This is a genomic window from Bradyrhizobium sp. USDA 4516, from assembly GCF_054055915.1.
Map to the genome: position 1 here is coordinate 2,846,004 of NZ_JBSRXT010000001.1, position 26,200 is coordinate 2,872,203.

Genomic DNA, 26,200 nt, shown 5'->3' on the forward strand with positions numbered 1-26,200 from the left:
CAATGTACGACGGGGCGCGCATCAGGCACCGTCGCATCTCGCCCCGCTTGCGGGGAGAGGTCGGATTGCGCAGCAATCCGGGTGAGGGGGTACAGGTCTCAACACTCGGCTCGCTCGCGGATAAAGCCCCTCACCCCAACCCTCTCCCCGCAAGAGCGGGGAGAGGGAGCGAAGGCAGGCCCGCCTGATGCCGGCGCATATGTCAGTGAGCGTGATCGGAGCCGGCGCCTGGGGCACGGCATTGGCCGATGTCGCGGCGCGCGCCGGGCGCAAGGTGACGCTGTTTGCGCGCAATGCCGAGCATGCCGCGCAGATCCAGGCGACGCGGGTCAATCCGCGGCTGGCTGGTGTCCAGCTTCATCCCGGCATCGCTGTGACGTCGGATATCGCCGTCGCGGCACTCGCCGACATCATCCTGGCCGTGACACCGGCGCAGCATCTGCGCGCGGCGGTCGGGCATCTTGCGCCGCATCTCAAACCCGACACGCCTGTCATCGCCTGCGCCAAGGGCATCGAGCACGGCACGCATAAATTCATGACCGAGGTGATCGCGGAAGCCGCGCCGCGCGCGGTCCCCGCGATCCTGTCGGGGCCGAGCTTTGCCGACGACGTCGCGCGCGGACTGCCCACCGCCGTAACGCTGGCCACCGGGGACGAAGCGCTGGCACGCGCGCTCGTCCAGGCGCTCGGCTCGGCGACCTTCCGGCCCTATCACACCACCGATGTGCGCGGCGTCGAGATCGGCGGCGCGGCCAAGAACGTGCTGGCGATCGCCGCCGGCATCGTGGTCGGCAAGAATCTCGGCGCCTCCGCGCTCGCAGCGCTGACCACGCGCGGCTTCAGCGAGCTCGCGCGCTTGGGCCGCGCCTGCGGCGCCCGCGCCGAGACGCTCGCCGGCCTGTCGGGATTGGGCGATCTGCTGCTGAGTTGCTCGACCGCGCAATCGCGCAATTTCGCACTCGGCCTCGCGCTCGGCCGCGGCGAAGCCGAGCCGATCGGCAAGCTCGCCGAAGGCGCGTTCACCGCGCCGGTGCTGTGCGAGCTCGCCGCCGCGCAGAAGGTCGACATGCCGGTGTCAAACGCGGTCGCCGCGATCCTGGGCGACCGGCTGACCATTGACGCAGCGATCGAAGGCCTGCTGACGCGGCCGTTCAAGGCGGAGTAACGCACGTCACGGTCGCGCGTGGCGGAGCTTCACCATCCGCGCACATCGTAATAGCGTGGCGGCGAACCGTCGGATCCCGGTCCAACAAATCGAAAAACGGATCCCAAGGGAAAACCCATGCGTCAACCGCATCGCGCCATCCTTTCGATCAGCCTCGCCGTCGCATTCACCGCCTCATCCGCCATAGCCCACGCCCAAACGGCCACGACCTACGACGACCTTGCCAAGAGCGAGGCCGCCGCCAATGCGGACAACGGCAAGCGGGTCGCGCCGCTCAAATCGATCGGCAATCCAACCGCCGACGTGTCTGCCGAGATGCAGGCAATGATCGGCGCGCCCTATCCGCCGCATTTCAATGCCGACCCCAAAACCCCGGCGGAATGGAAGGAGTTGATCGATCGCCGCGCCAAGCTTCTGATCGCGGGTATTCCGGCGCTGAAGGCGAAGCTCGGCGTCAAGGTCGAGGAAACCAAGCTTGCCGGCGTGCACTGCTACATCGTCACCCCGAACAAGATCGCGCTCGAGAACAGGCGACGCCTGCTGATCCACGTCCATGGCGGTGGTTACGTGTTCGGTCCCGGCGAAGCCGCGCTGCCGGAAGCCATCATGATGGCGGGCTTTGGCGGCTTCAAGGTCCTCTCGGTCGACTACCGGATGCCGCCGGACTTCCCCTATCCGGCCGCGATGGACGACGCGATGGCGGTCTGGAAGGAAGTTCTGAAATCGCACGAACACCGCCGGCTGGCGATCTTCGGCACCTCGACGGGCGGGGCGATGACGCTTGCGATGGTGTTGCGGGCGAAGGATGAGAAGCTGCCGCTGCCCGCCGCCATCGCGCCGGGCACGCCGTGGTCCGATATCGACAGGATCGGCGACAGCTACGCGAGCAATGAATGGGTCGACAATGTGCTGGTGACCTGGGACGGCTGGCTCGGCCGCGCGGCGAAGCTTTATGCAAACGGCACCAGCCTGAAGAATCCCTACATTTCACCGATCTATGGTGACTTCAAGGGCTTCCCGCCGACCATCCTGACATCGGGCACGCGCGATCTGTTCCTCAGCAACACGGTTCGCACGCATCGCAAATTGCGCCGCGCCGGCGTGATCGCCGATCTCAATGTCTATGAGGGGCAGTCGCACGCCCAGTACCAGTTCAACGCCGACGCGCCCGAGACGAAGGAGGCGTTGGCCGACATCGCCAGGTTCTTCGATCGATATTTGAAGCAGTAGGTGCCGCGCCGGGATCAGATGCCCGTGCTTGTCGCGGGCATCCGCGTCGCTGTAGATTGCAGCGCAATCGAACGGGGTGAGTTGCGATGAATTACTGGCTGGTGAAATCCGAACCGTCGGTCTGGTCGTGGGACCATCAGGTCGCCAAGGGCGCGAAGGGCGAAGCCTGGACCGGCGTGCGCAACTTCACGGCACGGCAGAATCTCGTCAACATGAAGAAGGGCGACAAGGCGTTCTTCTATCATTCCAACGAGGGCAAGGAGATCGTCGGCATCGCCGAAATCATCAAGGAAGCCTATCCCGACCCGACCGACAAGACCGGCAAGTTCGTCTGCGTCGACATCAAGGCCGACAAGCCGCTGAAGACGCCGGTGACGATGGCCGCGATCAAGGCGGACAAGAAGCTCGCCGACATGGCGCTGGTAAAGTATTCGCGGCTTTCAGTGCAGCCGGTCACCGCGGAGGAGTGGAAATACGTCTGCAAGATGGGCGGGCTGTGATGTCTCGTCCAACTCTACTGTCGTCCCGGCGAAGGCCGGGACCCATTACCCCAAATGTCGATTGCTGAAACGAGCTGGGGCCACAGCGAATTCTAATCACAGGCGGCTGTGGTAACGGGTCCCGGCTTTCGCCGGGACGACGGCTTGCGGGACCTACGCCCCGGCCGCCATCACCACCTGCGCCAGCAGTTGCTCGCGCTTGGACTGGGTGCGGTAGCCTCCCATCGTCGCGGCGAAGCGCTCGAGGATGCCGTCCTCGAAGGCGGTGACGATGGTGTCGTGGACATAGCTCTTGCGGCAGATCGCCGGCGTGTTGGACAGCTGGTCGGCGGCGGCACGGATCGCATCCAGCACCTGGCGCTTGCGGCCGCGCTGGCTGGTGGCCGGCGTGATCCGGGACAGCGATTCCACGACGACGGCCGACGCCATCAGGGTGCGGAAATCCTTCAGCGAGATCTTGATGCCGGCGATCTCGCGCAGGAACGCGTTCACCGCCGTGGTCGAGGCGGCCCGTACCACGCCGGAGCGGTCGTAATACTGAAACATGCGCTTGCCCGGGACGCCGCGCAGGATGCTGATCGCACGCACCAGCTTGGCCGCATCGCATTCCTTGCGCACGGCCTTGCCGCCCTTCGCCTTGAAGGTCAGCACCAGGGAGTCGTCTTCCAGCGTGACGTTGGACTTCAAGAGCGTGGTGGCGCCACGGGTGCCGTTGAGGCGCGCATAGGATTCGTTGCCAGGCCGGATCGCGGTGCGCGCGATCAGCTCGATCACCGCCGACAGCGCGAACTCGCGCGTCGGCTCGTCGCCGGACAGAAACGCCGAGACCTTGCGCCGGATCTTCGGCAGCGCGGCCACCAGCTTGGCCAGGCGATGCGCCTTGCGCTGCTCGCGAACCTTCTCCCAGTCGGCGTGATAGCGATATTGCAGCCGGCCCGCGGCATCGCGGCCGACCGCCTGCAGATGCGAGCTCGGATCGCTGGAATAGCGCACCTGGCGATAGGCCGGCGGGACCGCCATCGCGTGCAGCCGGCGGATGGTGCGCGCATCGCGGACCCGCGAGCCATTGGCACGGACGAATGAATAGGTCTTGCCTCGCTTGATGCGGCGGATGGTCAATTCGTTCTGGTCGCCGAGCCGCAGGCCCAGATCGCGCGCCAGTTCTTCAACCGTCGTTCTGATGGCAGCCGGCGCGTCGAGCTTGAGTTTTGCCGGCGGCTGCAGCCTGGCCCGCGGCGGCTTGGACGGCCACTGGCCCAGTGCCTTTGCCAAGGCGACAGCGGGATCGGCGGAAACGGGCCGCACAGCCGCGATATTCTGCTGATCCATCATTACTCTCGCAAGACGCCTTGTTCCGCTGTTCTCCCGGTAATGCCGTTGCTTCGGGCTTCGTTCCGGTGGGCCGTCTGACCTCGGAAACGCGATTTAGGGCGTCGGGGCCGACATTGCGAGTCGCGAATCAGTTATTGCCTGTATTAAATTACCTTTCATGGGTGCCATTCGCCCGCTAGCGTTGATTTTGGGCTGCCCGGGATCGGACAAAATGACGCGAGCGCGGTGCCGGAAACCGGCGTTTGAACGCCCGGAGGTCCACCGCGGTCCCCCAGATCAGGTCAGCGACCTTGCCCTTTCGCGCGCCGCTCTCGCCGGGGCGCGGCTCGAGCTCGGCAGCCACGGGACGGTCCAACCGCTGGCCGCAATCAAGGATTATGCGGTCACGAACGTGTTGACGCAGCTCATCGTGGCGGCGTCCGACAATTCGTTCAATTGTACCTGAAGCCGTCCATCAAATTCAGCGTCAGCGCATCGTCATCGCACGCGGCACTGCTGCGGTGGTGGCGAACGGCGCAGAGAACGATACCACTACGACCAAGAGACCAGTGACCCCGAGCAAGCGATGGCGCATAGGTTTCTCTCGTCGATGCGTTGCGGTAAGCCGTCTTGTCACAAGCGGAAGCCGGCGGACTATCCGACGGCTTCCACGCGACGAAAGTGACAGTCCTTTTTCCTTGCCGGGCCGGAATGCGGCAACGCATAATCGCGGCAATGATCAAGACGGCTTGCCGTCGCGTCGTGCGCGATCGGCAATGAGTGGAGGAAAATGATGTCCGAGAAGATCTATGACGTGTCGGCCGACTGGGCCAAGCGCGCCTATATCGATGACGCCAAATATCGCGAGATGTATGCGCACTCGGTCAAGGACCCGAACGGCTTCTGGGCCGAGCACGGCAAGCGGATCGACTGGATCAAGCCCTTCACCAAGGTCGAGAACGTCTCCTTCGCACCGGGCAACATCTCGATCAAATGGTTCGAGGATGGCGTGCTGAACGTCGCCTGGAACTGCATCGACCGCCATCTCGACAAGCGCGGCGACCAGACCGCGATCATCTGGGAGGGCGACGATCCCTCCGAATCCAAACACATCACCTACCGCCAGCTGCACGACGAAGTCTGCAAGATGGCCAACATCCTGCGCACGCGGAACGTCAAGAAGGGCGATCGCGTCACGATCTATCTGCCGATGATTCCGGAAGCGGCCTACGCCATGCTGGCCTGCGCGCGGATCGGCGCCATTCATTCGGTGGTGTTCGGCGGTTTCTCGCCGGACAGCCTCGCGCAGCGCATCAAGGACTGCGACTCGAAGGTGGTGATCACCGCCGACGAGGGCCTGCGCGGCGGCAGGAAAGTGCCGCTGAAGGCCAATGTCGATGCCGCCATCGCCAAGACCGGCGGCGTCGATTGGGTCGTAGTGGTGAAGCGCACCGGCGGCAAGATCGACATGAACCCGACCCGCGACCTCTGGTATCACGAGGCCGCTGCCATGGTGACGACGGAATGCCCGGCCGAGCATATGCACGCCGAGGACCCGCTGTTCATCCTCTACACCTCGGGCTCGACCGGAACGCCGAAGGGCGTGCTGCACACCTCGGCCGGCTACCTCGTGTTTGCGTCGATGACGCATCAATATGTGTTCGATTATCACGACGGCGACATCTATTGGTGCACCGCCGACGTCGGCTGGGTCACGGGCCACAGCTACATTCTCTACGGGCCGCTCTGTAACGGCGCGACCACGCTGATGTTCGAGGGCGTGCCGAACTATCCGGACAATTCGCGCTTCTGGAACGTGGTCGACAAGCACAAGGTCAACATCTTCTACACCGCGCCGACCGCGATCCGCGCGCTGATGCAGGGTGGCGACGAACCGGTGAAGAAGACCTCGCGCAAATCGCTGCGCCTGCTCGGCTCGGTCGGCGAGCCGATCAATCCGGAAGCCTGGGAGTGGTATTACCGCGTGGTCGGCGACGACCGCTGCCCGATCGTCGACACCTGGTGGCAGACCGAGACCGGCGGCATCCTGATCACGCCGCTGCCCGGCGCGACCAAGCTGAAGCCCGGTTCGGCGACACGGCCGTTCTTCGGCGTGGTGCCGGAGATCGTCGATGCCGACGGCAAGACGCTCGACGGCGAGACCTCGGGCAATCTCTGCCTGACCAGGTCATGGCCAGGCCAGATGCGCACGGTCTATGGCGACCACGCGCGGTTCGAGCAGACCTATTTCTCGACCTACAAGAACAAGTATTTCACCGGCGACGGCTGCCGGCGCGATGCCGACGGCTATTACTGGATCACCGGCCGCGTCGACGACGTCATCAACGTCTCCGGCCACCGCATGGGCACCGCCGAGGTCGAGAGCTCGCTGGTCGCGCATGAGGCGGTCTCGGAGGCCGCGGTCGTCGGCTATCCGCACGACATCAAGGGCCAGGGCATCTACGCCTATGTCACGCTGATGAAGGGCACCGAGCCGACGGAAGCGCTGCGCAAGGAGCTGGTCGCCTGGGTCCGCAAGGACATCGGGCCGATCGCCTCGCCGGACCTGATCCAGTTCGCGCCCGGCCTGCCCAAGACGCGCTCCGGCAAGATCATGCGCCGCATCCTGCGCAAGATCGCCGAGGACGAGTCGTCGAGCCTCGGCGACACCTCGACCCTGGCCGATCCGGCCGTGGTCGACGACCTCGTGCAGAACCGTCAGAACAAGAAGGGCGCGCCGGCGTAAGGCCAGCAGCAGCAAGGATCAGAAGACCAAAGAAGGGCCGCGCGCGATCACCGCCGCGGCCCTTCCCGTTTCCTGCAACGGGCGCTTCACGGGATTGTCATAGGCAAGGCGCGATTGAGGCGCGTTTGTGGCCAAGTGTTGTTTCCAGGTCATTTACTTTAATCCGAACTTTTCATTCTCTCCCGCCATCAAGACGTGTCTCGCGGCCGGTGTGAAACCACCCGGTTAACACACGCAGTTAATGTTGCGTGCGTGAGACCGGCAGGCCCGGTTTTTCAAGGGCTCTGCATCTTCGTTTTTGGCTTCCTTGCGGGAGCTGTTGGGAAGTGGAGAGGTTGATGTCGAGGAAGTTTGCGGTGGCGCTGGCTGCCACCCTTGGTGCGGTTGCTTTGATATCGCAGGCGGCCGAAGCCCGGCCGGAAATGGTGGGAATACACGCCGACAACTATGAGCCAGGCACCATCGTAGTGAAGACCAACGAACGGCGGCTCTACCTCATTCTCGATTCCGGCCACGCGATGCGTTATCCGGTCGGTGTCGGCAAGTCCGGCAAGCAGTGGGCCGGCACCACGAAGATCGACGGCAAATATCGCAACCCAGCCTGGTCGCCGCCCGCCGAGGTCAAGCGCGACAAGCCCAGCATCCCGAACGTGATCGCCGGCGGCTCGCCGCATAACCCGATGGGCGTCGCTGCGATGACGCTGGCCGGCGGTGAATATGCGATCCACGGCACCAACGTGCCGGGCTCGGTCGGCGGTTTCGTCTCCTACGGCTGCATCCGCATGCTCAACACCGACATCACCGACCTCTATTCGCGCGTCGAGATTGGCACGACGGTCGTCGTCACCCGCTGATCAGGCACAGCGCCTCGTCCAAAGCAAGGCCGCGCAGATGCGCGGCTTTTGTTTGCCCAGCCTGGTTTGACGCTGTCGCCTAGCGCGCGAAATATCCGCACCAGCCGAACCGGTGCCCGCCATTGTAGGCCCGCGCATGACCGGCCGCGAGCAGCGCGGCCGAGACGTTGTCGGTCTTCCTGGTCGCGACGTCGGCGACGACACGGCCCTGATATTTGTCGGGACCGACATTGTAGATCGCGACGTCGCCCTGGCCGAGCAGGTCACGCAGCGCCACCGTCGCCGCTTGCGCCATCTGCAGTTCGCGCGCACAGGACGCCTTCAGCTCCGGCGCATCGATGCCGCGCAGCCGGACTCGCGTGTACAGATCCGGGCCCGGCGAGAAATGCACCCGCGCCTCGAACGTGTCGCCGTCGATCGTCCTGATCACATCAACGTTGTGCCTGATGTCGGGCGCGCCGGCCCGCTGCCAGATCACGTCGGTGTCGCGCGACCTGCCGAGCGACCAATGCGGCGGCAGATGCACCCATTGTCGGATCGGCAGCGTGCTGCCGACGGCAATGCCGAGCACGAACACCCATGGCAGCGCCGCCGAGACGCGGCGGCCCCAAGGTGATCTTCGGAAGGGCGGACGTCCCGTCCCACGATAAGCATTTATTCTTTCGTATGGGGACATTTTCCCAGACTGGCGCGAGTCGAGCCGTCAGGCAAGGCTCTCAGAAGTCCGAGGCGATGCCCTTGGTCTCCCAATCGCCGTAACGCGTCGGTTCCGGCCCCTTCGGACCCTGGAACTCCTTCGGCCGCGCCGCCGCGTTCTGCGCGGCCGCCTCCTCGGCAGCCCTGCGCCGCGCCGCGGCCTCGGCGAGCGCGCGTTGCGCGGCTGGCGTCAGCGGCTTGCGCGGCGCGGCCTCCAGCGGCGATGACAACGGCGATTTATCAGACATGGCAAAACTTTCTGCCTGCGGATTCCGTATCTCTGTACTGGCTCAGTGACGACATCACGATCACGAAATCCCGCAAGGCGATTCTTACATTTGGCATATTCGCATGCCAGAGGTGGTATGGAGTTGATGGGCATGAGCCGAATGTAACTCAGCACCTTCGAGATATCTCCGCTTCATGCCTCCTTCAAGATTTGCAGTACCTGCCGAAGTCCCCGGTCTCGCGGCTCGCCGCATCGCGGCCGACATCCTCGATGGCGTGCTGCACAAGCACCGCACGCTCGACGACCAGCTCGACGGCGCCGGCGCGCATCCCGGCCTGAAATCGCTCGCCGATCGCGACCGTGCGCTGATGCGCCGGCTGGTGTCGACCATCTTGCGCAAGCTCGGCACGCTCGGCCATCTGCTGTCGCGCCTGCTCGATCGCGGCATCCCGACCGATGCGCCGCGCGCGCAGAGCGCGCTCCTGATCGGCGCGGCACAGATTCTCTGGATGGACGTGCCCGACCATGCCGCGGTCGATCTCTCGGTGCGGCTGGTGCAGTCCGACCGGCGCGCCGCGAAATATGCCGGGCTCGTCAACGCCGTGCTGCGCCGCTGCGCGCGCGAGGGCCAGGGCCTGATCGACGAGATCAGCATGCAGACCCTGGACCTGCCGCCATGGATGCTGGCGCGCTGGAACGCGCATTACGGCGAAGCTACCGCGCGCGACATGGCGCTTGCGCTCGGCCACGAGCCGTCGCTCGATCTGACGGTGAAGTCGGACGCGGCGCAATGGGCGACCCGCCTGCACGGCGAGACGCTGCCGACGGGAACCGTGCGCACGCTGCTGCAGGGTTCCGTCACGATGCTGCCCGGCTTTGCCGAAGGACAGTGGTGGGTGCAGGACGCCGCCGCCGCGCTGCCGGTGCGGCTGTTCGGCGACATCAAGGACAAGGCGGTCGCGGATCTCTGCGCCGCGCCCGGCGGCAAGACCGCCCAGCTCGCGCTGGCCGGCGCGCACGTCACCGCGGTCGACCGCTCGCCGGCGCGCGTGGCGCGGCTGCGCGACAATCTCACGCGTTTGGCCTTGCAGGCCGAGACCGTCGTTGCCGACGCCGCCGAATGGCCCGCCGAGGCCGCAAGCTTCGACGGTATCCTGGTCGATGCGCCCTGCAGCTCGACGGGAACCATCCGCCGCCACCCCGACGTCGCCTGGCTGCGGCAGGAAGGCGACATCGCCGCGCTGTCGGCGCTGCAGAAGCGGCTGCTGCAAAAAGCCGCCAATCTGCTGAAGCCCGGCGGCACGCTGGTCTACTGCACCTGCTCGCTGGAGCCGGAGGAAGGCGAGCACGCGATCGCCGCGCTGCTGGCGAGCGAATCAGGCCTGCGCCGTGCGCCGGTCGAGACAAGCGAGGTCGCCGGCCTCGACGACATCATCACCGCCGACGGCGATCTGCGCACTTTGCCGAGCCATTTGCCCAATGCCGACCCGCGGCTCGGCGGGCTGGATGGATTTTACGCGGCCCGGCTGGTTAAATCCTGATTTTAAACTTCAGTCCTCTAAGCTCGAAGTGATTCGTGCGGTATCAAGAGGGTGCCTGGGCAGGTGTCTTGGCAGGTGTCTTGGCCGCGTTTCCGGACTAAATAAGGATTCGTTGAAAATTCCCTCCCCGCAAGGTAAGGCGTGTCGGTCGCTCAAAGCAGACGCATCTCGACGCTGATTGCTGGCCGCTTTGCCCGCAGCATGCTCGCACGCGCCAGCGGGAGCACGATTGCGCTGTCGCGGCTCTGGCCCGGCCGCACCGACCGGCTGGTCATCGCCCCGCACGATCTGCGGACCGCCGACGCCACCCGCGCGGCCGAGATCTATGCCGGACGATTCGTCTTCGCCGGCAAGATCGTCACCTGCCACGGCCGCTCGATCTTCGATCTCGAGCCACCGTCGGAGGATTGGGAAGCCGCCCTGCTCGGCTTTGGCTGGCTGCGCCACCTGCGCGCCGCCGACACCGCACTGACCCGCGCCAACGCCCGTTCGCTGGTCGACGACTGGATCTCCAACCAGGCGCGCAAGCGGCCGCTGGAGCGCCGCGCCGATGTGCGCGCGCGGCGGGTGATCTCGCTGTTGTCGCAGGCTCCATTGGTGCTCGGCGACACCGACGGAAAATTCTACCGCAAATATCTGCGCGGGCTGGCGCGCGAGATCCGTTATCTGCGCCACGCGACGCTCGACAATGACGGCGTTCCGCGCCTGCAGGTGCTGATCGCGCTGTGCTACGCCTCGCTCTGTCTCGCCAACCAGGCGCGCAACATCAAATCGGCGACGCGCAAGCTGTCCGACGAATTGCAGCGCCAGATCCTGCCCGATGGCGGCCACATCTCGCGCAATCCCGGCGCGCTGGTCGAACTGCTCAGCGATCTCCTGCCGCTGCGACAGACCTTTGCTGCACGGAATATCGCGCCGCCGCCGGCGCTGCTCAACGCCATCGACCGCATGATGCCGATGCTGCGCTTCTTCCGGCACGGCGACGGCAGCTTCGCGCTGTTCAACGGCATGAGCACCGCGCCGTCCGATCTCGTCGCGACGCTGCTCGCCTATGACGACACCCGCGGCGTGCCGATGGCGAGCATGCCGCATACCGGCTTTCAGCGGCTTGATGCCGGCAACACCGCCTTGATCATCGATACCGGCCCGCCGCCGCCGGCCAGCGTCAGCCAGGACGCGCATGCCGGCTGCCTGTCGTTCGAGCTGTCCTCCGGCGTGAGCCGCATCGTCGTCAATTGCGGCATGCCGAGCACCGGCCGCGACAATTGGCGGCCGTTCGCGCGCTCCACCGCGGCGCATTCGACGCTGACCTATCGCGACGCCTCGTCATGCCAGTTCGTCGAGCTGTCGGCGATGAAGCGGCTGCTGCGCGGCGCGCCCATCACCAGCGGCCCGAGCAATGTGGAGAGCTACCGCGAAGCCGTTCCCGACGGCGACGTGCTGACCGCCTCGCATGACGGCTATCTCTCGCGCTTCGGCGTGATCCACCGCCGTGTGCTGATGGTCTCGCAGGACGGCACGCGGCTGGAGGGCGAAGATTCGCTGTCGCCGGCGCCGGGCGGCCGCATCAAGGGCAGCGAGGCCGATTTCGCGCTGCGCTTCCATTTGCATCCCTCGGTGAAGGCGAGCCGGCTGTCGGATGCCCGCGGCGTGATGCTGGTGCTGCCCAACCGCGACGTCTGGACCTTCGAGGCGATGGACGACAAGGTCGATCTCGAGGACAGCGTGTTCCTGGCCGGCAATGACGGCCCGCGCCGCACCTCCCAGATCGTGATCCGGCAGGACGCGAGGCAGGCCGGCACCATCCGCTGGAGCTTCGTGCGCTCCTCGACCTCGGCCTCCGCCACCACCGCGCGCCGCAACGCCCGCCGCGAGCCGGAACTGCCGCTGTAGGACGGGTGAGTCCTCCGACCCGTCATCCTGAGGAGCCGCGAAGCGGCGTCTCGAAGGATGCACGGCCCCGCCGGTGGCCGTCGCCCCTTCGAGAGGCGCGGAGCGCTCCTCAGGGTGACGGGGAAAGAATACCGGACCACCCTCAATTTGCGGGGAATCAGGCGCATGTACCGGTTTCGTACGGCACAAAACCATGCTACCCGGCTGCCTTAACAGCCAGGGATTTTCCGATATGACCGAGCAGCTTCGCCGCGTGACCCGCGCTCTGTTGTCCGTTTCCGACAAGACCGGACTGATCGATTTCGCCAAGGCGCTGGCCGACCGTGGCGTCGAGCTGGTCTCGACCGGCGGCACCGCCAAGGCGATCGCGGCGGCCGGGCTGAAGGTCAAGGACGTCTCCGAGCTCACCGGTTTTCCGGAGATGATGGATGGCCGGGTCAAGACGCTGCACCCGAAGGTGCATGGCGGCCTGCTCGCGATCCGCGACAACAAGGAACACACCGCGGCGATGGCTTCGCACGGCATCGCGCCGATCGACCTCTTGGTCGTCAACCTCTATCCGTTCGAGGCCACCGTCGACAAAGGCGCCGGCTTCGAGGAGTGCATCGAGAACATCGACATCGGCGGTCCCGCGATGATCCGCGCCGCGGCCAAGAACCATGACGACGTCGCCGTGGTGGTCGAGGCGAACGACTATTCTGCCGTGCTCGACGAGCTCGCCGCGCACAAGGGCGCAACCTCGCTTCAGTTGCGCCGCCGGCTCGCCGCCAAGGCCTATGCGCGCACGGCGGCCTATGACGCCGCGATCTCGAACTGGTTTGCCGTACAGCTCGACACCAAGGCGCCGGACTTCCGCGCCTTTGGCGGCAAGCTGATCCAGTCGCTGCGCTATGGCGAGAACCCGCACCAGACCGCGGCGTTCTATGCCACGCCGGAGAAGCGGCCGGGCGTCGCGACCGCGCGCCAGCTGCAGGGCAAGGAACTGTCCTACAACAACATCAACGACACCGACGCGGCCTATGAATGCGTCGGCGAGTTCGACCCGCAGCGCACCGCGGCCTGCGTCATCGTCAAGCACGCCAATCCCTGCGGCGTCGCCGAGGGCCCCGATCTCGCCACCGCCTATGCCCGCGCGCTCGCCTGCGACTCCACCTCGGCCTATGGCGGCATCATCGCGGTCAATCGCACGCTCGATGCGGATGCCGCGCGCGCCATCATCGGCATCTTCACCGAGGTGATCATCGCGCCCGACGCAACCGAGGAGGCGATCTCGATCATCGCCGGCCGGCGCAATCTGCGCCTGCTGCTCGCCGGCGGCCTGCCGAACGCGCGCGCGGTCGGCCTCACCGCCAAGACCGTCGCCGGCGGCCTCCTGGTGCAGAGCCGCGACAATGCCGTGGTCGAGGACATGAACCTGAAGGTCGCGACCAAGCGTGCGCCGACCGACGCCGAGCTGCGCGATCTCAAATTCGCGTTCCGCGTCGCCAAGCACGTCAAGTCGAACACCATCATCTACGCCAAGGACCTCGCGACCGTCGGCATCGGCGCCGGCCAGATGAGCCGGGTCGATTCGGCACGGATCGCTGCGCGCAAGGCGCTGGACGCGGCCGCCGAGCTGAAGCTCGCCGAGCCCCTGACCAAGGGTTCGGTGGTCGCCTCCGACGCCTTCTTCCCGTTCGCCGACGGCATGCTCGCCTGCATCGAGGCCGGCGCCACCGCGGTGATCCAGCCCGGCGGCTCGATGCGCGACGACGAGGTGATCAAGGCCGCCGACGAGCACGGCATCGCCATGGTGTTCACCGGCGTGCGGCATTTCCGGCACTAGAGCAACCTGTCGTCCCTGCGAAAGCAGGGACCCATAACCACAAGCGTGTCTTGTTGGAACGAGCTGAGGCTCCAGCGCCGCGCAACACGAGCAGCGGTGGTTATGGGTCCCGGCTCGCGCTTCGCTTGGCCGGGACGACAGTGTTTATTATTCCCGCACCTTCGCCAATAGCGCCAGTCCCGCGACGAAGAACGCCACCAGCACCGCCATGCCGGCCTTCTGGCTCGCGGTCGCCGCGGTGATCGCGCCGATCAGGAGCGGGCCGATGAACGACGTCACCTTGCCGGTAAGCGCGAACAAGCCAAAATACTGCGCGATGCGATCCTTCGGCGCGAGGCGGATCAGGAGCGAGCGCGAGGCGGCCTGCAGCGGCGCACCGGTGGCGCCGATCAGGCAGCCCAGCACGATGTAGGCGCGCTCGGCGGCGCCCGCGAACAACGGACCGCCAGGCACCGGCGGCACGACCTGGATGAACAGGACGGAATCCTTGTTCACGGTGAGGATCACGACGATCGCAAGCAGCAGGATCAGCAGGCTGGCGGTGATCACGCGCTTCGGTCCGAATGCATCATCGAGCTTGCCACCGATCCAGCCGCCGAACGTGCCGGCCACCGCGAGGATGATGCCGAAGGTACCGATCCGGATCGTGTCCCAGCCGAACGTGCCTGCGGCATAGATGCCGCCGAACGCAAACAGCGAGACCAGCCCGTCGGTGTAGATCATGTTCGCCAGCAGGAAGCGCGCCAGTGACGTCTGCTTCGGCAGGCTCGACAACGATTGCCTGAGCTCGCGCAGGCCTTCGCCGAGCGCCGCGCGCATCGGGCGCTTCGTCGGATAGTCCGGCGTGAACAGGAACATCGGCGTCACGAAGATGATGAACCACAACCCGGTCAGCGGACCGGTGATGCGGTCGCCTTCATGCATGGCGGGATCGAGACCGAACAGCGGCGTGAAGCCGAACAGCGTGCGGCCGGTCTCGGCATTGGCGGCAAGAAAGCCGAGCACGAGAACAAGACTCAGGATGCCCCCGGCATAGCCGGTGGCCCAGCCGGTGCCCGACAGTCGCCCGATCCTGTCGGGCGGCACCAGGGTCGGCATCATGGCATTGTTGAACACGGTCGCGAACTCGACGCCGACGCTCGCAATCGCATAGGCGAGCAGCAGCGCCGGGATGATGTCGGGATTGCCGGGCTTGCCGATCCACATCGCGCTGGCGCCGATCACGAGCAGCGCGCCGAAGCCCGCGATCCACGGCTTGCGCCGGCCGCTGGCATCGGCGATCGCACCCAGCACCGGGGACAGCAGCGCGATCGCAAGTCCGGCCGCCGCGGTGGCAAAGCCCCACAGCGCCTGGCCGCTCGCGGCATCAGGCGCGACGAAGCTCGCGAAATAAGGCGCGAACACGAAGGTCGTGATCAGCGTGAAATATGGCTGCGCAGCCCAATCGAAGAAGATCCAGCTGATGACGGCAGCGCGGCCAGGATAAACCTTGGTGGTGGCCTTCGCGTCACCGGCGCCCGTCTGCATTGTTGCCGTCATCGCGAAAGATATTCCCCAACTCGAACCACAGGCAGGCTTTTGCCGCTCCAATCCGCTCCCATATAGCATGGGCCGGTTTGACCGATACGGCGATGAACAGGGCAGGACATTTCGATGGCGCTGACGGCAACGATGTCGCGACGGCTGTTTGCCGCTCTCCTGGTGATTGGTATCGCGACGCCTGCCCTCGGCCAGGTCCAGCGCCGCTTCTATGAACCTTCGGCCGCGGACACGATTCGCAGCATTCACGCCGAAAACGGCATGGTGGTGGCGCAGGAGAAGCTGGCTGCGCAAGTTGGCGCCGACATCCTGCGACAGGGCGGCAACGCGGTCGACGCCGCGGTCGCCACCGGCTTCGCGATGGCGGTGACCTATCCGCGCGCCGGCAATATCGGCGGCGGCGGTTTCATGGTGATCCATCTCGCCGGGCGCAATGAGGATGTCGCGATCGACTATCGCGAGACTGCGCCGCAGGCCGCTACCCGCGACATGTTCCTGAACGCCGACGGCAAGCCCGATTCCGACAAGTCGCGCAACTCCGCGCTCGCGATCGGCGTGCCCGGTACGGTCGCGGGTCTCGCGCTCGCACTGGAGAAATACGGCTCCGGCAAGTTCACGCTGGCGCAGATCCTCAAGCCCGCGATCGATCTCGCGCGTGACGGATTCATCGTCACCGACGACACATCGGACACGCTGAACGACATGTATCGCCGCATGTCGCGCTGGCCGAATTCGGCCAAAACATTCTCGCACGCCGACGGCACGCCGCTGCGCGAGGGCGACCGCCTGATCCAGGGCGATCTCGCCGGCGTATTGACTGATATTGCCGAACAGGGCCCGCGCGGCTTCTACGAAGGTCCGGTTGCCGAGAAGCTTGTCAGCGGCATCAAGAATGCCGGCGGCATCTTTACGCTCGAGGATCTGAAATCCTACCAGCCGGTGATCCGCACGCCGATCCGCGGCAGCTATCGCGGCTACGACATCGTCTCGATGCCGCAGCCCTCCTCCGGCGGCGTCGTGCTGCTGGAGATCCTCAACATCCTCGAAGGCTTTCCGATGTCCGACATGAAGCAGGGCTCGGCCGCCTCGCTGCATGTGATGATCGAGGCGATGAAGCGGGCCTATGCCGATCGCGCGCGCTATCTCGGCGATCCCGCCTTCGTTGACGCGCCGACGCAATTGCTGATCGACAAGGACTATGCCGCCAAACAGCGCGCCACCATCGATCTTGCCCGCGCCACGCCCTGGACCGATGTGCGCAACGCCAAGCAGCCGCACGAAGGCGACAACACCACGCATTACTCTGTCGTCGATGCCGGCGGCAACGCCGTCAGCAACACCTATACGCTGAACTTCCCGTACGGCGTCGGCCTCGTCGCCGACGGCACCGGCGTGCTGCTCAACAACGAGCTCGACGATTTCACCGCAGCGCCCGGCGCCTCCAACGCCTTCGGCCTGGTCGGCTTCGAGGCCAATCTGCCGGGACCCGGCAAGCGTCCGCTGTCGTCGATGTCGCCGACCATCGTGCTGAAGGACGGCAAGCCGGTGCTGGTGACGGGCTCGCCCGGCGGCAGCCGCATCATCTCCGCCGTGACGCAGATCATCGTCGACGTGATCGACTACAGGATGGACATCGCGGCCGCGGTCGCGGCGCCCCGCATGCACCATCAATGGCTGCCCGACGAGGTCCGGATCGAGCGCGGCTTTCCCGACGAGGTGCTGGGCGATCTGCGCGCCAGGGGCCACAAGCTGGTCGAGCCGCTCGGCTACTCCTCCGCGAACTCGATCCTCGTCACGACCAACGGTCTGCTCGGCGCGCCGGATCCGCGCACGCGCGGCTCGGAAGCCGCGGGGTACTAAAGGATGATCCGCACCTAAGGCGTGCAAACGCGGCTTTGCCCCGCCTGCAACATCGCGATAGATTGGCGGTCCGCGCACCTCCGGCCGCGGATCGCAAACAGCCGGTGAAAGATTTCTCCGGGGAACGCGCATGAGCACGGCCGAATCCAAGTCAATGGAAGTCGCAGAGATCGAGGACACCAGCCTCCTCGCCTTCTATCGCGACATGAACCTGCAGGAGCGGCGCACGTTCTGGGCCTGCGCGTCGGGCTGGACGCTCGACGGCATGGATTTCATGATCTATCCGCTGGTGATCGGCACCATCATCACGCTGTGGAAAGTTGACCCCGGCACCGCCGGCCTCGCGGGCACCGTGACGCTGCTGGCCTCGGCCGTCGGCGGCTGGCTCGGCGGCTATCTGTCCGACCGGATCGGCCGGGTGAAGACGCTGCAGCTCACCATCATCTGGTTCTCGTTCTTCTCGCTGGTCTGCGCATTGGTGCAGAATTTCGATCAGCTCTTGATCGCCCGCGCGCTGCTCGGGCTCGGCTTCGGCGGTGAATGGGCCGCCGGTGCGGTGCTGATCGGCGAGGCGATCCGGCCGCAGTATCGCGGACGTGCGGTCGGCTCGGTGCAGTCGGGCTGGGCGGTCGGCTGGGGCCTTGCGGTGCTGGCGCAGGCGATCCTGTTCTCGGTGCTGCCGGCGGAGAACGCCTGGCGCTGGATGTTCGTGATCGGCGCACTGCCGGCGCTGCTCGTGTTCTACCTGCGCCGCTACGTCACCGAGCCGGAAATCTCCGCCGCGACCATGGCGCAGGCGCAGGCCTCTGGCAGCGGCCCCGCCGCGTTGTGGGAGATCTTCCACGGACCGATCCTGAAGACCACGCTGCTGGCCTCCCTGGTCGGCACCGGCATGCAGGGCGGCTATTACGCCATCACCTTCTGGGTACCGCGCTTCCTCACCACCGAGCGCAAGCTCTCGGTGGTCGGCTCGACCGGCTATCTCGCGACGCTGATCATCGGCTCCTTCATCGGCTATCTGGTCGGCGCCTGGCTCGCCGACCGGATCGGCCGGCGCAATCTGTTCCTGATCTTCTCGATCGGCGCGATCGCGGTGGTGCTGCTCTACACCCAGCTGCCGCTGTCCAACGAGGTGCTGTGGGTGCTGGGCTTCCCGCTCGGCTTCTTTGCCTCAGGCTATTTCTCCGGCATGGGCGCGTTCCTGACCGAACTGTATCCGACCCGGCTGCGTGGCTCCGGCCAGGGCTTCTGCTACAATTTCGGCCGCGGCATCGGCGCGCTGTTCCCGTTCCTGGTCGGCGCGCTGTCGACCACGACCACGCTCGCCAACGCGATCGCGATCTTCGCGGTGGCGGCCTACGGCGTGTTCTTCATTGCCGCCTACGCGCTGCCGGAAACCCGCGGCCGCGTGCTGCATGCGGATGGCTGAAATTGAGCACTGACCTGTCAACTTGCGCCGCTTCGCCTCTCCCCCTGTGGGAGAGGCCGGATTGCATCGACAGATGCAATCCGGGTGAGGGGTTGCGGTCTCTCCATGCAGTATACCGTGTGGAGAGATACCCCTCACCCCAGCCCTCTCCCACAGGGGAGAGGGAGCCATCGTCTCGTGCGTCCCTCACAGGAGGCTCTCATGACGTCGCTCAAAGGCAAGACGCTGTTCATCTCGGGCGCGAGCCGCGGCATCGGGCTGGCGATCGCGCTGCGCGCCGCGCGTGACGGCGCCAATGTCGCGATCGCGGCGAAGACCGCCGAGCCGCATCCGAAGCTGAAGGGCACGATCTACACCGCCGCCGACGAGGTCCGCGCCGCCGGCGGCAAGGCGCTGCCGGTGCTCTGCGACATCAGGGACGAGGCGCAGGTGATGGCGGCGATCGAGCAGACCGTCGCCGAGTTCGGCGGCATCGACGTCTGCGTCAACAATGCCAGCGCCATCAGCCTGACCAATTCGCAGGCGACCGACATGAAGCGGTTCGACCTGATGATGGGGATTAACACCCGCGGCACCTTCATGGTGTCGAAATACTGCATCCCGCACCTGAAGAAGGCGGAGAATCCGCACATCCTGATGCTGTCGCCGCCGCTCGACATGAAGACGAAATGGTTCGAGCACTCGACCGCCTACACGATGGCGAAGTTCGGCATGAGCATGTGCGTGCTCGGGCTCGCGGGCGAATTGAAATCGGCCGGCATTGCCGTCAACGCGCTGTGGCCGCGCACCACGATCGCGACCGCCGCGGTCGGCAATCTGCTCGGCGGCGACGCCATGATGCGCGCGAGCCGCACGCCCGAGATCATGGGCGATGCGGCCTACGCGATCATCACCCGGCCGTCGCGCGAATTCACCGGGCATTTCTGCATCGACGACAAGGTGCTCTATGCCAATGGCGTCCGCGACTTCGAGCGCTACCGCGTCGATCCCTCGGTGCCGCTGATGTCGGACTTCTTCGTGCCCGACGACGACGTGCCGCCGCCCGGCGTCACCGTGCAGCCGCTGCCGTCACACTAGGCTACACCGCGAACGCATTCAGCTCCGCGCGCCAATGCTGCACGCGCTCCTTCAGCAGCGTGTCGCGCACATAGGCGAGCTCCTCGTCCTCGATCCGCTCCAGCGTTTCGAGCGAGAGATTGTCCGCGCCATGCCCCGACCAGGCGCGCTGCAGCTCGGCGTTGCGATGACTGCCCATCCGCAGCGTGAACCAGATGCGGTTCTCGATCTTGTCGAGGTCGAGCGCCTGCCCGACCCAAACCTCACCGGTCGCGCGGCAACGGATCGCGAACACGCCGGCGACGCTCGCGCGCTTCTTGTAGTCGGCGATGGCTTGCTTGCGGTCCTCGGTCTTCATGGTGACTCCTGTCGTTCTGTCGGGCTATTTATATCCGGGTATTATTGACAACGCAATTATGCCCGGGTAAAAAGTGCCGTCAACCTTCGATGGGACACCGACATGGACACCGCCGCCTGCTATCTCGAGCCGACCTGGAACGCCGGGCGCGACTTTGCCCAGCGCGAGATCGCGGGCGAGCTGGTGATGCTCAATTTGTTGCGCTTCCGCGCGATCGCCGACTATTCGCAAAGCCCGGAGCTCGCCCCGCCGCAGCCAATCACGGGGGCGGAGGCCTACGACTGCTATGTCGCGCACACGCTGCCGCATCTGCGGAAGAGCGGCGGCGATATCCTGTTCATGGGTGAAGGCGGCCCGTTCCTGATCGGGCCGGAGGGCGAGCGCTGGGACCGCGCGATGCTAATCCGGCAGAAGAGCCGTGGCGCGTTCCTCGCCTTCGCGGTGGCGGAGGCCTATCTCGCCGGCATCGGACACCGCACCGCGGCGCTGGCGGATTCGCGACTGCTGCCGCTGGTCGAGCTGCCGCGATGACCGCGTATTTACCGGCCGACCTGGTACGGCCCGCCCTTCTCCAGCGCCCGCGCATAGGCCGGGCGGGCGTGAATGCGCTCCAAGAACGCGACACACTTGGGATGGCCGTCCTCGAGCCCGCCGCGCGCCGCGGCGGCCTCGAGCGGAAAGCTCATCTGGATGTCGGCGCCGGAAAACTCGCTGCCGGCGAACCATTCGCTCTTGCCGAGCTCGCCTTCCCAATAGGCCATGTGCTGCTTGAGCTGCGGATTGACCAGCGTGGACAGCGCCGTGTTGGATACCTTGCGCACCAAGGGCCGCAGCAGCGCCGGCGCGCGCTTCGGCATCAGCGTGAACAGGAGCTTCAGCAGCAGCGGCGTCATCGCCGAACCCTCGGCGTAGTGCAGCCAATAGGTGTAGCGCAGCCGCTCCGGCGTATCGGCCGGCGGGATCAGGCGCCCGTTGCCGTAGGTCGCGATGATGTATTCGAGGATCGCGCCGGATTCCGCGATCGTGTGGCCGTTGTCGGTGACGACGGGCGACTTGCCGAGCGGATGGATCGCGCGCAGCTCCTTCGGCGCCCGCATGTCGGGCTGCCGCTGGTAGCGCACGATCTCGTAGGGCACACCCAATTCCTCGAGCAGCCACAGTACGCGCTGCGAGCGGGAATTGTTGAGGTGATGAACCGTCAGCATGGGCATCCTCTGAAAGATCAGCGCAATCGGGCGACGTTTGGTGCCAGCGGGAAACCAGAAAATCGAGATCCACGCGCCGCGATTGCCAAGAATTATCCGGCCAGTATGTCGCGCAATCTGAGAGGTCTACCATGAATCCTGCCTATGTCGCGTTCGAAGGCGAGCACCGCATCGGGGCCGGCGACCTCCCGGAGGTTGCGCGCGCCGCCAAGCAACACCTCGACCAACGCAAGGACGCCGCGATACTGGTGTTCAACGGCCGCACCTCGGCGCTGGTCGATATCGATTTCCGCGGCTCGGTCGACGACGTGCTGGCGCGGCTGCCGCAGCCCGCACCTGCGCGCGACGAGGAGCCGACGCCGACCGCGCCGCGCGGCCCGGGACGTCCGAAGCTTGGCGTCGTCGCGCGCGAGATCACGCTGTTGCCACGGCATTGGGATTGGCTCGCGCAGCAGAAGGGCGGCGCGTCGGTTGCGATCCGCAAGCTGGTCGACGAGGCGCGGCGCTCAAGCGGCGACAAGGACCGCACGCGCAGCGCGCAGGATGCCGCCTATCGCTTCATGACTGTCATGGCCGGCAACCGGCCGAACTATGAAGATGCGATCCGCGCGCTGTTCGCCCACGACCGGCGCCGCTTTGCGACGCTGATCGCGGACTGGCCGGCCGACATCCGCGATCACGCGATCCGGCTCGCCTATAGCGATCAAGCGGACTGACTGGTTTCGAGTGACATGGATGGCGGCCCGGCCTGCCGGCGATTCGGTTCTGATCGAACTGAACCGCAGCCCTGGTCCGCCGCCGTCCCTGACGTCGCAATTTTTGGAAGTTGAACGTGTCCAACCCTCCCTCCCTGCGCAAAGCCTTCCTCGCCTTCCTCGCGCCGATGCTGCTCAGCAACGTGCTGCAGTCGCTGTTCGGCACCATCAACGGCGTCTATCTCGGCCAGATGATCGGCGTCGACGCGCTCGCCGCCGTCTCGGTGTTCTTTCCGGTGATGTTCTTCTTCATTTCCTTCGTGATCGGCCTGAGCGCCGGCGCCTCGGTCATGATCGGCCAGGCCTGGGGCGCCGGCGAGCCCGACCGGGTGAAGGCGGTCGCCGGCACCACCATGACCGTGACGCTGCTGCTCGCGCTGGCGATCGCGGTCCTCGGCGGCCTGTTCGCCCGCCCGCTCTTGATCGCGCTCGCGACGCCATCCGACGTCCTCGACGCCGCGGCGGCTTATGCGCGGATCATGATGATCACGATGCCCATCACCTTCGCATTCCTGCTGCTGACGGCGATGATGCGCGGCGTCGGCGACACCGTGACGCCGCTGGTTGCGCTGACGGTCTCGACCGCCATCGGCCTGGTGGTGACACCGGCGCTGATCCGCGGCTGGCTCGGCCTGCCGATGCTCGGCGTCGCCAGCGCTGCGGTTGCCTCCGCGGTCTCGGGCGTGGTCACGCTGCTGTGGCTGCATGTCCATATGCTGCGGCACCGCCATGCGCTGGCCTTCGACGCCGCGTTTCTGCGCGCGATGCGGCCGAACGGCGCGCTGCTGCGCATCGTGCTGCGGCTCGGCATTCCGACCGCGATCGGCATGGTGGTGGTCTCGCTCGCCGAACTGGTGCTGCTCGGCCTCGTCAACGGCTTCGGCTCGGACGCCACCGCGGCCTATGGCGCGGTTAACCAGGTGATCGGCTATGTGCAGTTTCCGGCGATCTCGATCGCGATATCGGTGTCGATCTTCGGCGCGCAGGCGATCGGCCGCGGCGATTCCGCCCGGGTCGGCGCCATCGTCCGGACCGGGATCGAGATGAATCTCGCGCTGACCGGCGGGCTGGTCGTGCTCGGCTATCTCTTCGCGCGGCCGCTGATGGGCTTCTTCATCGTCGACAATGCCGTGCTCGGGCTGGCGCAGCAGCTGTTGTACATCGTGCTGTGGAGCATGGTGCTGTTCGGCATGGCGACGGTGTTTTCGGGCGCGATGCGCGCCGGCGGCACGGTGTGGATGCCGCTGTTGCTCTCGACGCTGGCGATCGCGGTGGTCGAGGTGCCGGTCGCGATCCTGCTCAGCCGCTCCATCGGAGTCAGCGGCATCTGGATCGCCTATCCCGTCACCTTCGCAACCATGTTCGTGCTGCAGATGGCCTATTACGCCCTGGTATGGCGCAAGCAGACCATCAAGCGGCTGATTTGACATCGCGCGCCGCGGCTCACATGATGACTATCATATTCTACAGATGGCGCCTGCGACAGCAGGTCCATGCTAAATAAGCCCAAACTAGACAGGCCGAGGGAGAGACCGCCGTGAGCCAAAATCCGCAATTCCTGTTCGATTTCGGCAGCCCCAACGCTTTCCTCAGCCATGAAGCAATCCCGGCAATCGAAAAGCGCACCGGCGTCAAGTTCGAATATGTCCCGATCCTGCTCGGCGGCATCTTCAAGGCCACCAACAACAAGTCGCCGGCCGAGACGCTGGCGGGCGTCAGGAACAAGCCGGAGTTTCAGAAGATCGAGACCGAACGCTTTCTCAAGCGCTTCAACGTCAAGCCCTACACCTGGAACCCGTTTTTCCCGGTCAATACGCTGAACCTGATGCGCGCGGCGGTCGCCGCCCAGTTTGAGGGCGTGTTCGAGAAGTATATCGAGGCCGCCTTCCACCACATGTGGGTCGAGCCCAAGAAGATGGACGATCCTGAGGTCGCCGGTAAAGCCATCGCCTCCTCCGGCCTTGACGCCGCGAAACTGTTCGCCCGCGCACAGGACGCGGATGTGAAGGCCAAGCTGATCGAATATACCTCATCCGCCGTCGAGCGCGGCGCGTTCGGCTCGCCGACCTTTTTCGTCGGCAACGAGATCTTCTTCGGCAAGGAGCAGCTGCGCGAAGTCGAGGAAATGGTATCGGGAAAGTGAGATGAGCGAATGGCCAATAGCCAGTAGCGAATAGTCGAACAGTATCCTTATCTATTCGCTACTCCCTATTCGCTCGCCTCCTCGGGCAACAACAAAGAAGGACAAATTCCCATGCGCGTTCTCGTGGTCGGCGCCGGTGCGATCGGCGGTTATTTCGGTGGCCGGATGCTTCAGGCCGGCCGCGACGTCACTTTCCTGGTGCGCCCTCGCCGCGCTTCCGAGCTCGCCTCCGCCGGGCTCGTGATCAAGAGCCCGAACGGCGATGTCACGCTGAACAACCCGCCTTCCGTGCAGGCCGACAAGCTGTCGGACAAGTTCGACGTCGTGCTGTTGAGCTGCAAGGCGTTCGATCTCGAGGATGCGATCAAGTCCTTTGCGCCCGCCGTCGGCAACAAGACCGCGATCATCCCGCTGCTCAACGGCATGCTGCATCTCGATACGCTCGACAAGACGTTCGGAGCTCAGCATGTGCTCGGCGGCCTGTGCGCGATCGCGGCGACGCTGAACGAGAAACGCGAGGTGGTGCAGCTGCAGCCGATGCAGTCGCTCGGCTTCGGCGAGCGCGCCGGAGGCCTGTCGGACCGGGTGCGCGCGATCGCTGAAACTTTCTCGGCGATCAACGGCGCCAACGCCAGCGAGCATGTGATGCAGGACATGTGGGAGAAGTGGGTGTTCCTGGCCTCGCTCGCCGCCTCCACCAGCCTGATGCGGACCTCGGTCGGCAACATCCTGGCCGCGCCCGGCGGCAAGGATTTCCTGCTCGGCATCCTCGACGAATGCAGCGCGATCGCCGCCGACGCCGGCCATGGCCCGGGCGGACCGTTCTTCCAGCGCACCCGCGGGCTCCTGACCACCGAGGGCTCGCCGATGACCGCATCGATGTTCCGCGACATCAAGGCGGGGCTGCCGGTCGAGGCCGATCACGTGATCGGCGACCTGATCGTGCGCGCCGACGCCGCCAAGATCCCGGTGCCGAAGCTGCGCACGGCCTACACGCATCTCAAGGCGTATGAGAAGCAGCGGGCTGGGTGATCTTGTAGCCCGGATGGAGCGGAACGAAATCCGGGAATCATCTCGCGGCAGATAGAGCGCCCCGGATTGCGCTGCGCTCCATCCGGGCTACGCACATTTTTCGTACCTACAAATGCGCCAGATAATGCGCGAGCGCGGTGATCTCTTCGTCGCTCAGCGGATAGGCAACATCGGCCATCGCGGCCTGGGCGCCGCCGGAGCGCTGGCCCGACTTGTAATCGTGCAGCGCCTTGACGAGATATTCCTCGCGCTGGCCGGCGATGCGGGCCACCGCCTTGGTACCGGCAAACGTATCGCCATGGCATGAGGCGCAGCGGCGGCCGGCGGCGGCCTGCTTGCCCTTTTCGGACAAGTCCGGATTGTCGTCCTTGCCGCCCTTGAACGGCGTCAGCGACGCGAAATAGGCACCGAGATTGCGGATGTCGTCGTTGTTGAGCTGCTCGACGATCGGCTGCATCTGCTCGTTCTTGCGCGCGCCGGCGCGGAAGAACACCAGCTGCCATTGAACGTACTGGTCGAGCTGGCCGGCGAGCGAGGGAATGTTCTCGGTCTGCGAGATGCCGTTGTCGCCGTGGCAAGCGGCGCAGATTTCGGCCTTCGCCTTGCCGGCGGCGACATCGGCGGCATTGGCGGACGACGCAACTGCGATCACCGCCGCGAACAGGATTGCAAAGGACGCAACACGCATTGCCAGTTTTCTCCACGGGTCATTGCCGGGCCTGGCCCGGCAATCCATCTGGCTTGCAGAAGGGTTTTTGTTTGGATGGATGCCCGGATCAAGTCCGGGCATGACGAGTCTGTTCCGTCGTTGGGCTTGCCGAACCACGTAAACG

At 65.6% G+C, this 26,200-nt stretch carries 24 protein-coding genes; 16 read left to right on the forward strand and 8 right to left on the reverse strand.

Annotation, left to right across the window (positions count from 1 at the left end):
• The first annotated feature begins 187 nt into the window (after positions 1-187).
• The 3 genes from ACVI1L_RS13065 (at position 188) to ACVI1L_RS13075 (ending at position 2,895) form a co-directional block, all read left to right on the forward strand.
• Positions 188-1,165, forward strand: coding sequence for an NAD(P)H-dependent glycerol-3-phosphate dehydrogenase (locus ACVI1L_RS13065; protein WP_456783063.1), 978 nt, complete (start codon positions 188-190; stop codon positions 1,163-1,165).
• Positions 1,166-1,282: 117 nt separating this feature from the next.
• Complete coding sequence (locus ACVI1L_RS13070; protein WP_456783064.1) at positions 1,283-2,395, forward strand: alpha/beta hydrolase; 1,113 nt, start codon at positions 1,283-1,285, stop codon at positions 2,393-2,395.
• Positions 2,396-2,481: 86 nt separating this feature from the next.
• Positions 2,482-2,895 carry an EVE domain-containing protein gene (locus ACVI1L_RS13075; RefSeq protein WP_057021328.1) on the forward strand — a complete coding sequence of 138 codons (414 nt, stop codon included), beginning with the start codon at positions 2,482-2,484 and terminating at the stop codon, positions 2,893-2,895.
• A gap of 153 nt (positions 2,896-3,048) precedes the next feature.
• Here ACVI1L_RS13075 and ACVI1L_RS13080 read toward each other — a convergent pair whose 3' ends face one another.
• A complete protein-coding gene (locus ACVI1L_RS13080) occupies positions 3,049-4,227 on the reverse strand; it encodes a DNA topoisomerase IB (RefSeq protein ID WP_456783065.1) in 1,179 nt (392 codons plus the stop codon).
• Positions 4,228-4,999: 772 nt separating this feature from the next.
• Here ACVI1L_RS13080 and acs point away from each other — a divergent pair.
• Positions 5,000-6,952 carry an acetate--CoA ligase gene (acs, locus tag ACVI1L_RS13085; RefSeq protein WP_057021358.1) on the forward strand — a complete coding sequence of 651 codons (1,953 nt, stop codon included), beginning with the start codon at positions 5,000-5,002 and terminating at the stop codon, positions 6,950-6,952.
• Positions 6,953-6,970: 18 nt separating this feature from the next.
• On the opposite strand, the gene ACVI1L_RS13090 is transcribed toward acs, so the two are convergent.
• Positions 6,971-7,105 carry a hypothetical protein gene (locus tag ACVI1L_RS13090; protein WP_256527816.1) on the reverse strand — a complete coding sequence of 45 codons (135 nt, stop codon included), beginning with the start codon at positions 7,103-7,105 and terminating at the stop codon, positions 6,971-6,973.
• 185 nt (positions 7,106-7,290) lie between these two features.
• On the opposite strand from ACVI1L_RS13090, the gene ACVI1L_RS13095 reads away from it, so the two are divergent.
• On the forward strand, positions 7,291-7,806 hold the full coding sequence (locus ACVI1L_RS13095) for a L,D-transpeptidase (protein WP_253638255.1): 516 nt from the start codon (positions 7,291-7,293) through the stop codon (positions 7,804-7,806).
• A 79-nt stretch (positions 7,807-7,885) separates the two neighbouring features.
• On the opposite strand, the gene ACVI1L_RS13100 is transcribed toward ACVI1L_RS13095, so the two are convergent.
• Positions 7,886-8,482, reverse strand: a complete 597-nt coding sequence (locus ACVI1L_RS13100) for a thermonuclease family protein (RefSeq protein ID WP_210262897.1) — start codon at positions 8,480-8,482, stop codon at positions 7,886-7,888.
• A gap of 40 nt (positions 8,483-8,522) precedes the next feature.
• A complete protein-coding gene (locus ACVI1L_RS13105; RefSeq protein ID WP_057021331.1) occupies positions 8,523-8,750 on the reverse strand; it encodes a DUF1674 domain-containing protein in 228 nt (75 codons plus the stop codon).
• Between the two features lie 175 nt (positions 8,751-8,925).
• Here ACVI1L_RS13105 and ACVI1L_RS13110 point away from each other — a divergent pair, with 175 nt between their 5' ends.
• The 3 genes from ACVI1L_RS13110 (at position 8,926) to purH (ending at position 13,990) form a co-directional block, all read left to right on the forward strand.
• A complete protein-coding gene (locus ACVI1L_RS13110) occupies positions 8,926-10,272 on the forward strand; it encodes an RsmB/NOP family class I SAM-dependent RNA methyltransferase (protein WP_057021332.1) in 1,347 nt (448 codons plus the stop codon).
• 141 nt (positions 10,273-10,413) lie between these two features.
• On the forward strand, positions 10,414-12,165 hold the full coding sequence (locus tag ACVI1L_RS13115; RefSeq protein ID WP_076835003.1) for a heparinase II/III family protein: 1,752 nt from the start codon (positions 10,414-10,416) through the stop codon (positions 12,163-12,165).
• Positions 12,166-12,397: 232 nt separating this feature from the next.
• Positions 12,398-13,990, forward strand: coding sequence for a bifunctional phosphoribosylaminoimidazolecarboxamide formyltransferase/IMP cyclohydrolase (purH, locus tag ACVI1L_RS13120; RefSeq protein WP_456783066.1), 1,593 nt, complete (start codon positions 12,398-12,400; stop codon positions 13,988-13,990).
• 147 nt (positions 13,991-14,137) lie between these two features.
• On the opposite strand, the gene ACVI1L_RS13125 is transcribed toward purH, so the two are convergent.
• A complete protein-coding gene (locus tag ACVI1L_RS13125; protein ID WP_253638249.1) occupies positions 14,138-15,517 on the reverse strand; it encodes an MFS transporter in 1,380 nt (459 codons plus the stop codon).
• 126 nt (positions 15,518-15,643) lie between these two features.
• On the opposite strand from ACVI1L_RS13125, the gene ggt reads away from it, so the two are divergent.
• The 3 genes from ggt to ACVI1L_RS13140 all read left to right on the forward strand — a co-directional run bounded on the left by ggt (position 15,644) and on the right by ACVI1L_RS13140 (position 19,895).
• Complete coding sequence (gene ggt, locus ACVI1L_RS13130; protein WP_456783067.1) at positions 15,644-17,389, forward strand: gamma-glutamyltransferase; 1,746 nt, start codon at positions 15,644-15,646, stop codon at positions 17,387-17,389.
• A gap of 130 nt (positions 17,390-17,519) precedes the next feature.
• Positions 17,520-18,818: an MFS transporter gene (locus ACVI1L_RS13135; RefSeq protein WP_057021337.1), complete on the forward strand. Its 1,299-nt coding sequence runs from the start codon at positions 17,520-17,522 to the stop codon at positions 18,816-18,818.
• A gap of 201 nt (positions 18,819-19,019) precedes the next feature.
• Positions 19,020-19,895 carry an SDR family oxidoreductase gene (locus tag ACVI1L_RS13140; protein ID WP_076833615.1) on the forward strand — a complete coding sequence of 292 codons (876 nt, stop codon included), beginning with the start codon at positions 19,020-19,022 and terminating at the stop codon, positions 19,893-19,895.
• Between the two features lies 1 nt (position 19,896).
• Here the strand turns inward: ACVI1L_RS13140 and ACVI1L_RS13145 are convergent, their stop codons facing one another.
• Positions 19,897-20,232, reverse strand: coding sequence for a GIY-YIG nuclease family protein (locus ACVI1L_RS13145; protein ID WP_057021339.1), 336 nt, complete (start codon positions 20,230-20,232; stop codon positions 19,897-19,899).
• A 102-nt stretch (positions 20,233-20,334) separates the two neighbouring features.
• Here ACVI1L_RS13145 and ACVI1L_RS13150 point away from each other — a divergent pair, with 102 nt between their 5' ends.
• Positions 20,335-20,763 (forward strand): DUF1330 domain-containing protein, encoded by a 429-nt coding sequence (locus ACVI1L_RS13150; protein ID WP_253605651.1) that lies wholly within the window; start codon positions 20,335-20,337, stop codon positions 20,761-20,763.
• 8 nt (positions 20,764-20,771) lie between these two features.
• Here the strand turns inward: ACVI1L_RS13150 and ACVI1L_RS13155 are convergent, their stop codons facing one another.
• The gene (locus ACVI1L_RS13155) at positions 20,772-21,437 is read right to left on the reverse strand and encodes a glutathione S-transferase family protein (RefSeq protein ID WP_076833619.1); all 666 of its coding nucleotides are present in this window, start codon (positions 21,435-21,437) and stop codon (positions 20,772-20,774) included.
• A gap of 131 nt (positions 21,438-21,568) precedes the next feature.
• On the opposite strand from ACVI1L_RS13155, the gene ACVI1L_RS13160 reads away from it, so the two are divergent.
• The 4 genes from ACVI1L_RS13160 (at position 21,569) to panE (ending at position 25,367) form a co-directional block, all read left to right on the forward strand.
• Entirely contained in the window at positions 21,569-22,153 is a 585-nt protein-coding gene (locus tag ACVI1L_RS13160; protein ID WP_168856115.1) for a DUF2239 family protein, read from the forward strand.
• Positions 22,154-22,269: 116 nt separating this feature from the next.
• Positions 22,270-23,619, forward strand: coding sequence for an MATE family efflux transporter (locus ACVI1L_RS13165; RefSeq protein WP_433994863.1), 1,350 nt, complete (start codon positions 22,270-22,272; stop codon positions 23,617-23,619).
• Between the two features lie 110 nt (positions 23,620-23,729).
• A complete protein-coding gene (locus ACVI1L_RS13170) occupies positions 23,730-24,335 on the forward strand; it encodes a 2-hydroxychromene-2-carboxylate isomerase (protein ID WP_057021342.1) in 606 nt (201 codons plus the stop codon).
• Positions 24,336-24,446: 111 nt separating this feature from the next.
• Positions 24,447-25,367, forward strand: coding sequence for a 2-dehydropantoate 2-reductase (gene panE / locus ACVI1L_RS13175; protein WP_456783068.1), 921 nt, complete (start codon positions 24,447-24,449; stop codon positions 25,365-25,367).
• A 106-nt stretch (positions 25,368-25,473) separates the two neighbouring features.
• Here panE and ACVI1L_RS13180 read toward each other — a convergent pair whose 3' ends face one another.
• The gene (locus ACVI1L_RS13180) at positions 25,474-26,055 is read right to left on the reverse strand and encodes a c-type cytochrome (RefSeq protein WP_076833623.1); all 582 of its coding nucleotides are present in this window, start codon (positions 26,053-26,055) and stop codon (positions 25,474-25,476) included.
• Between the last annotated feature and the right edge of the window lie 145 nt (positions 26,056-26,200).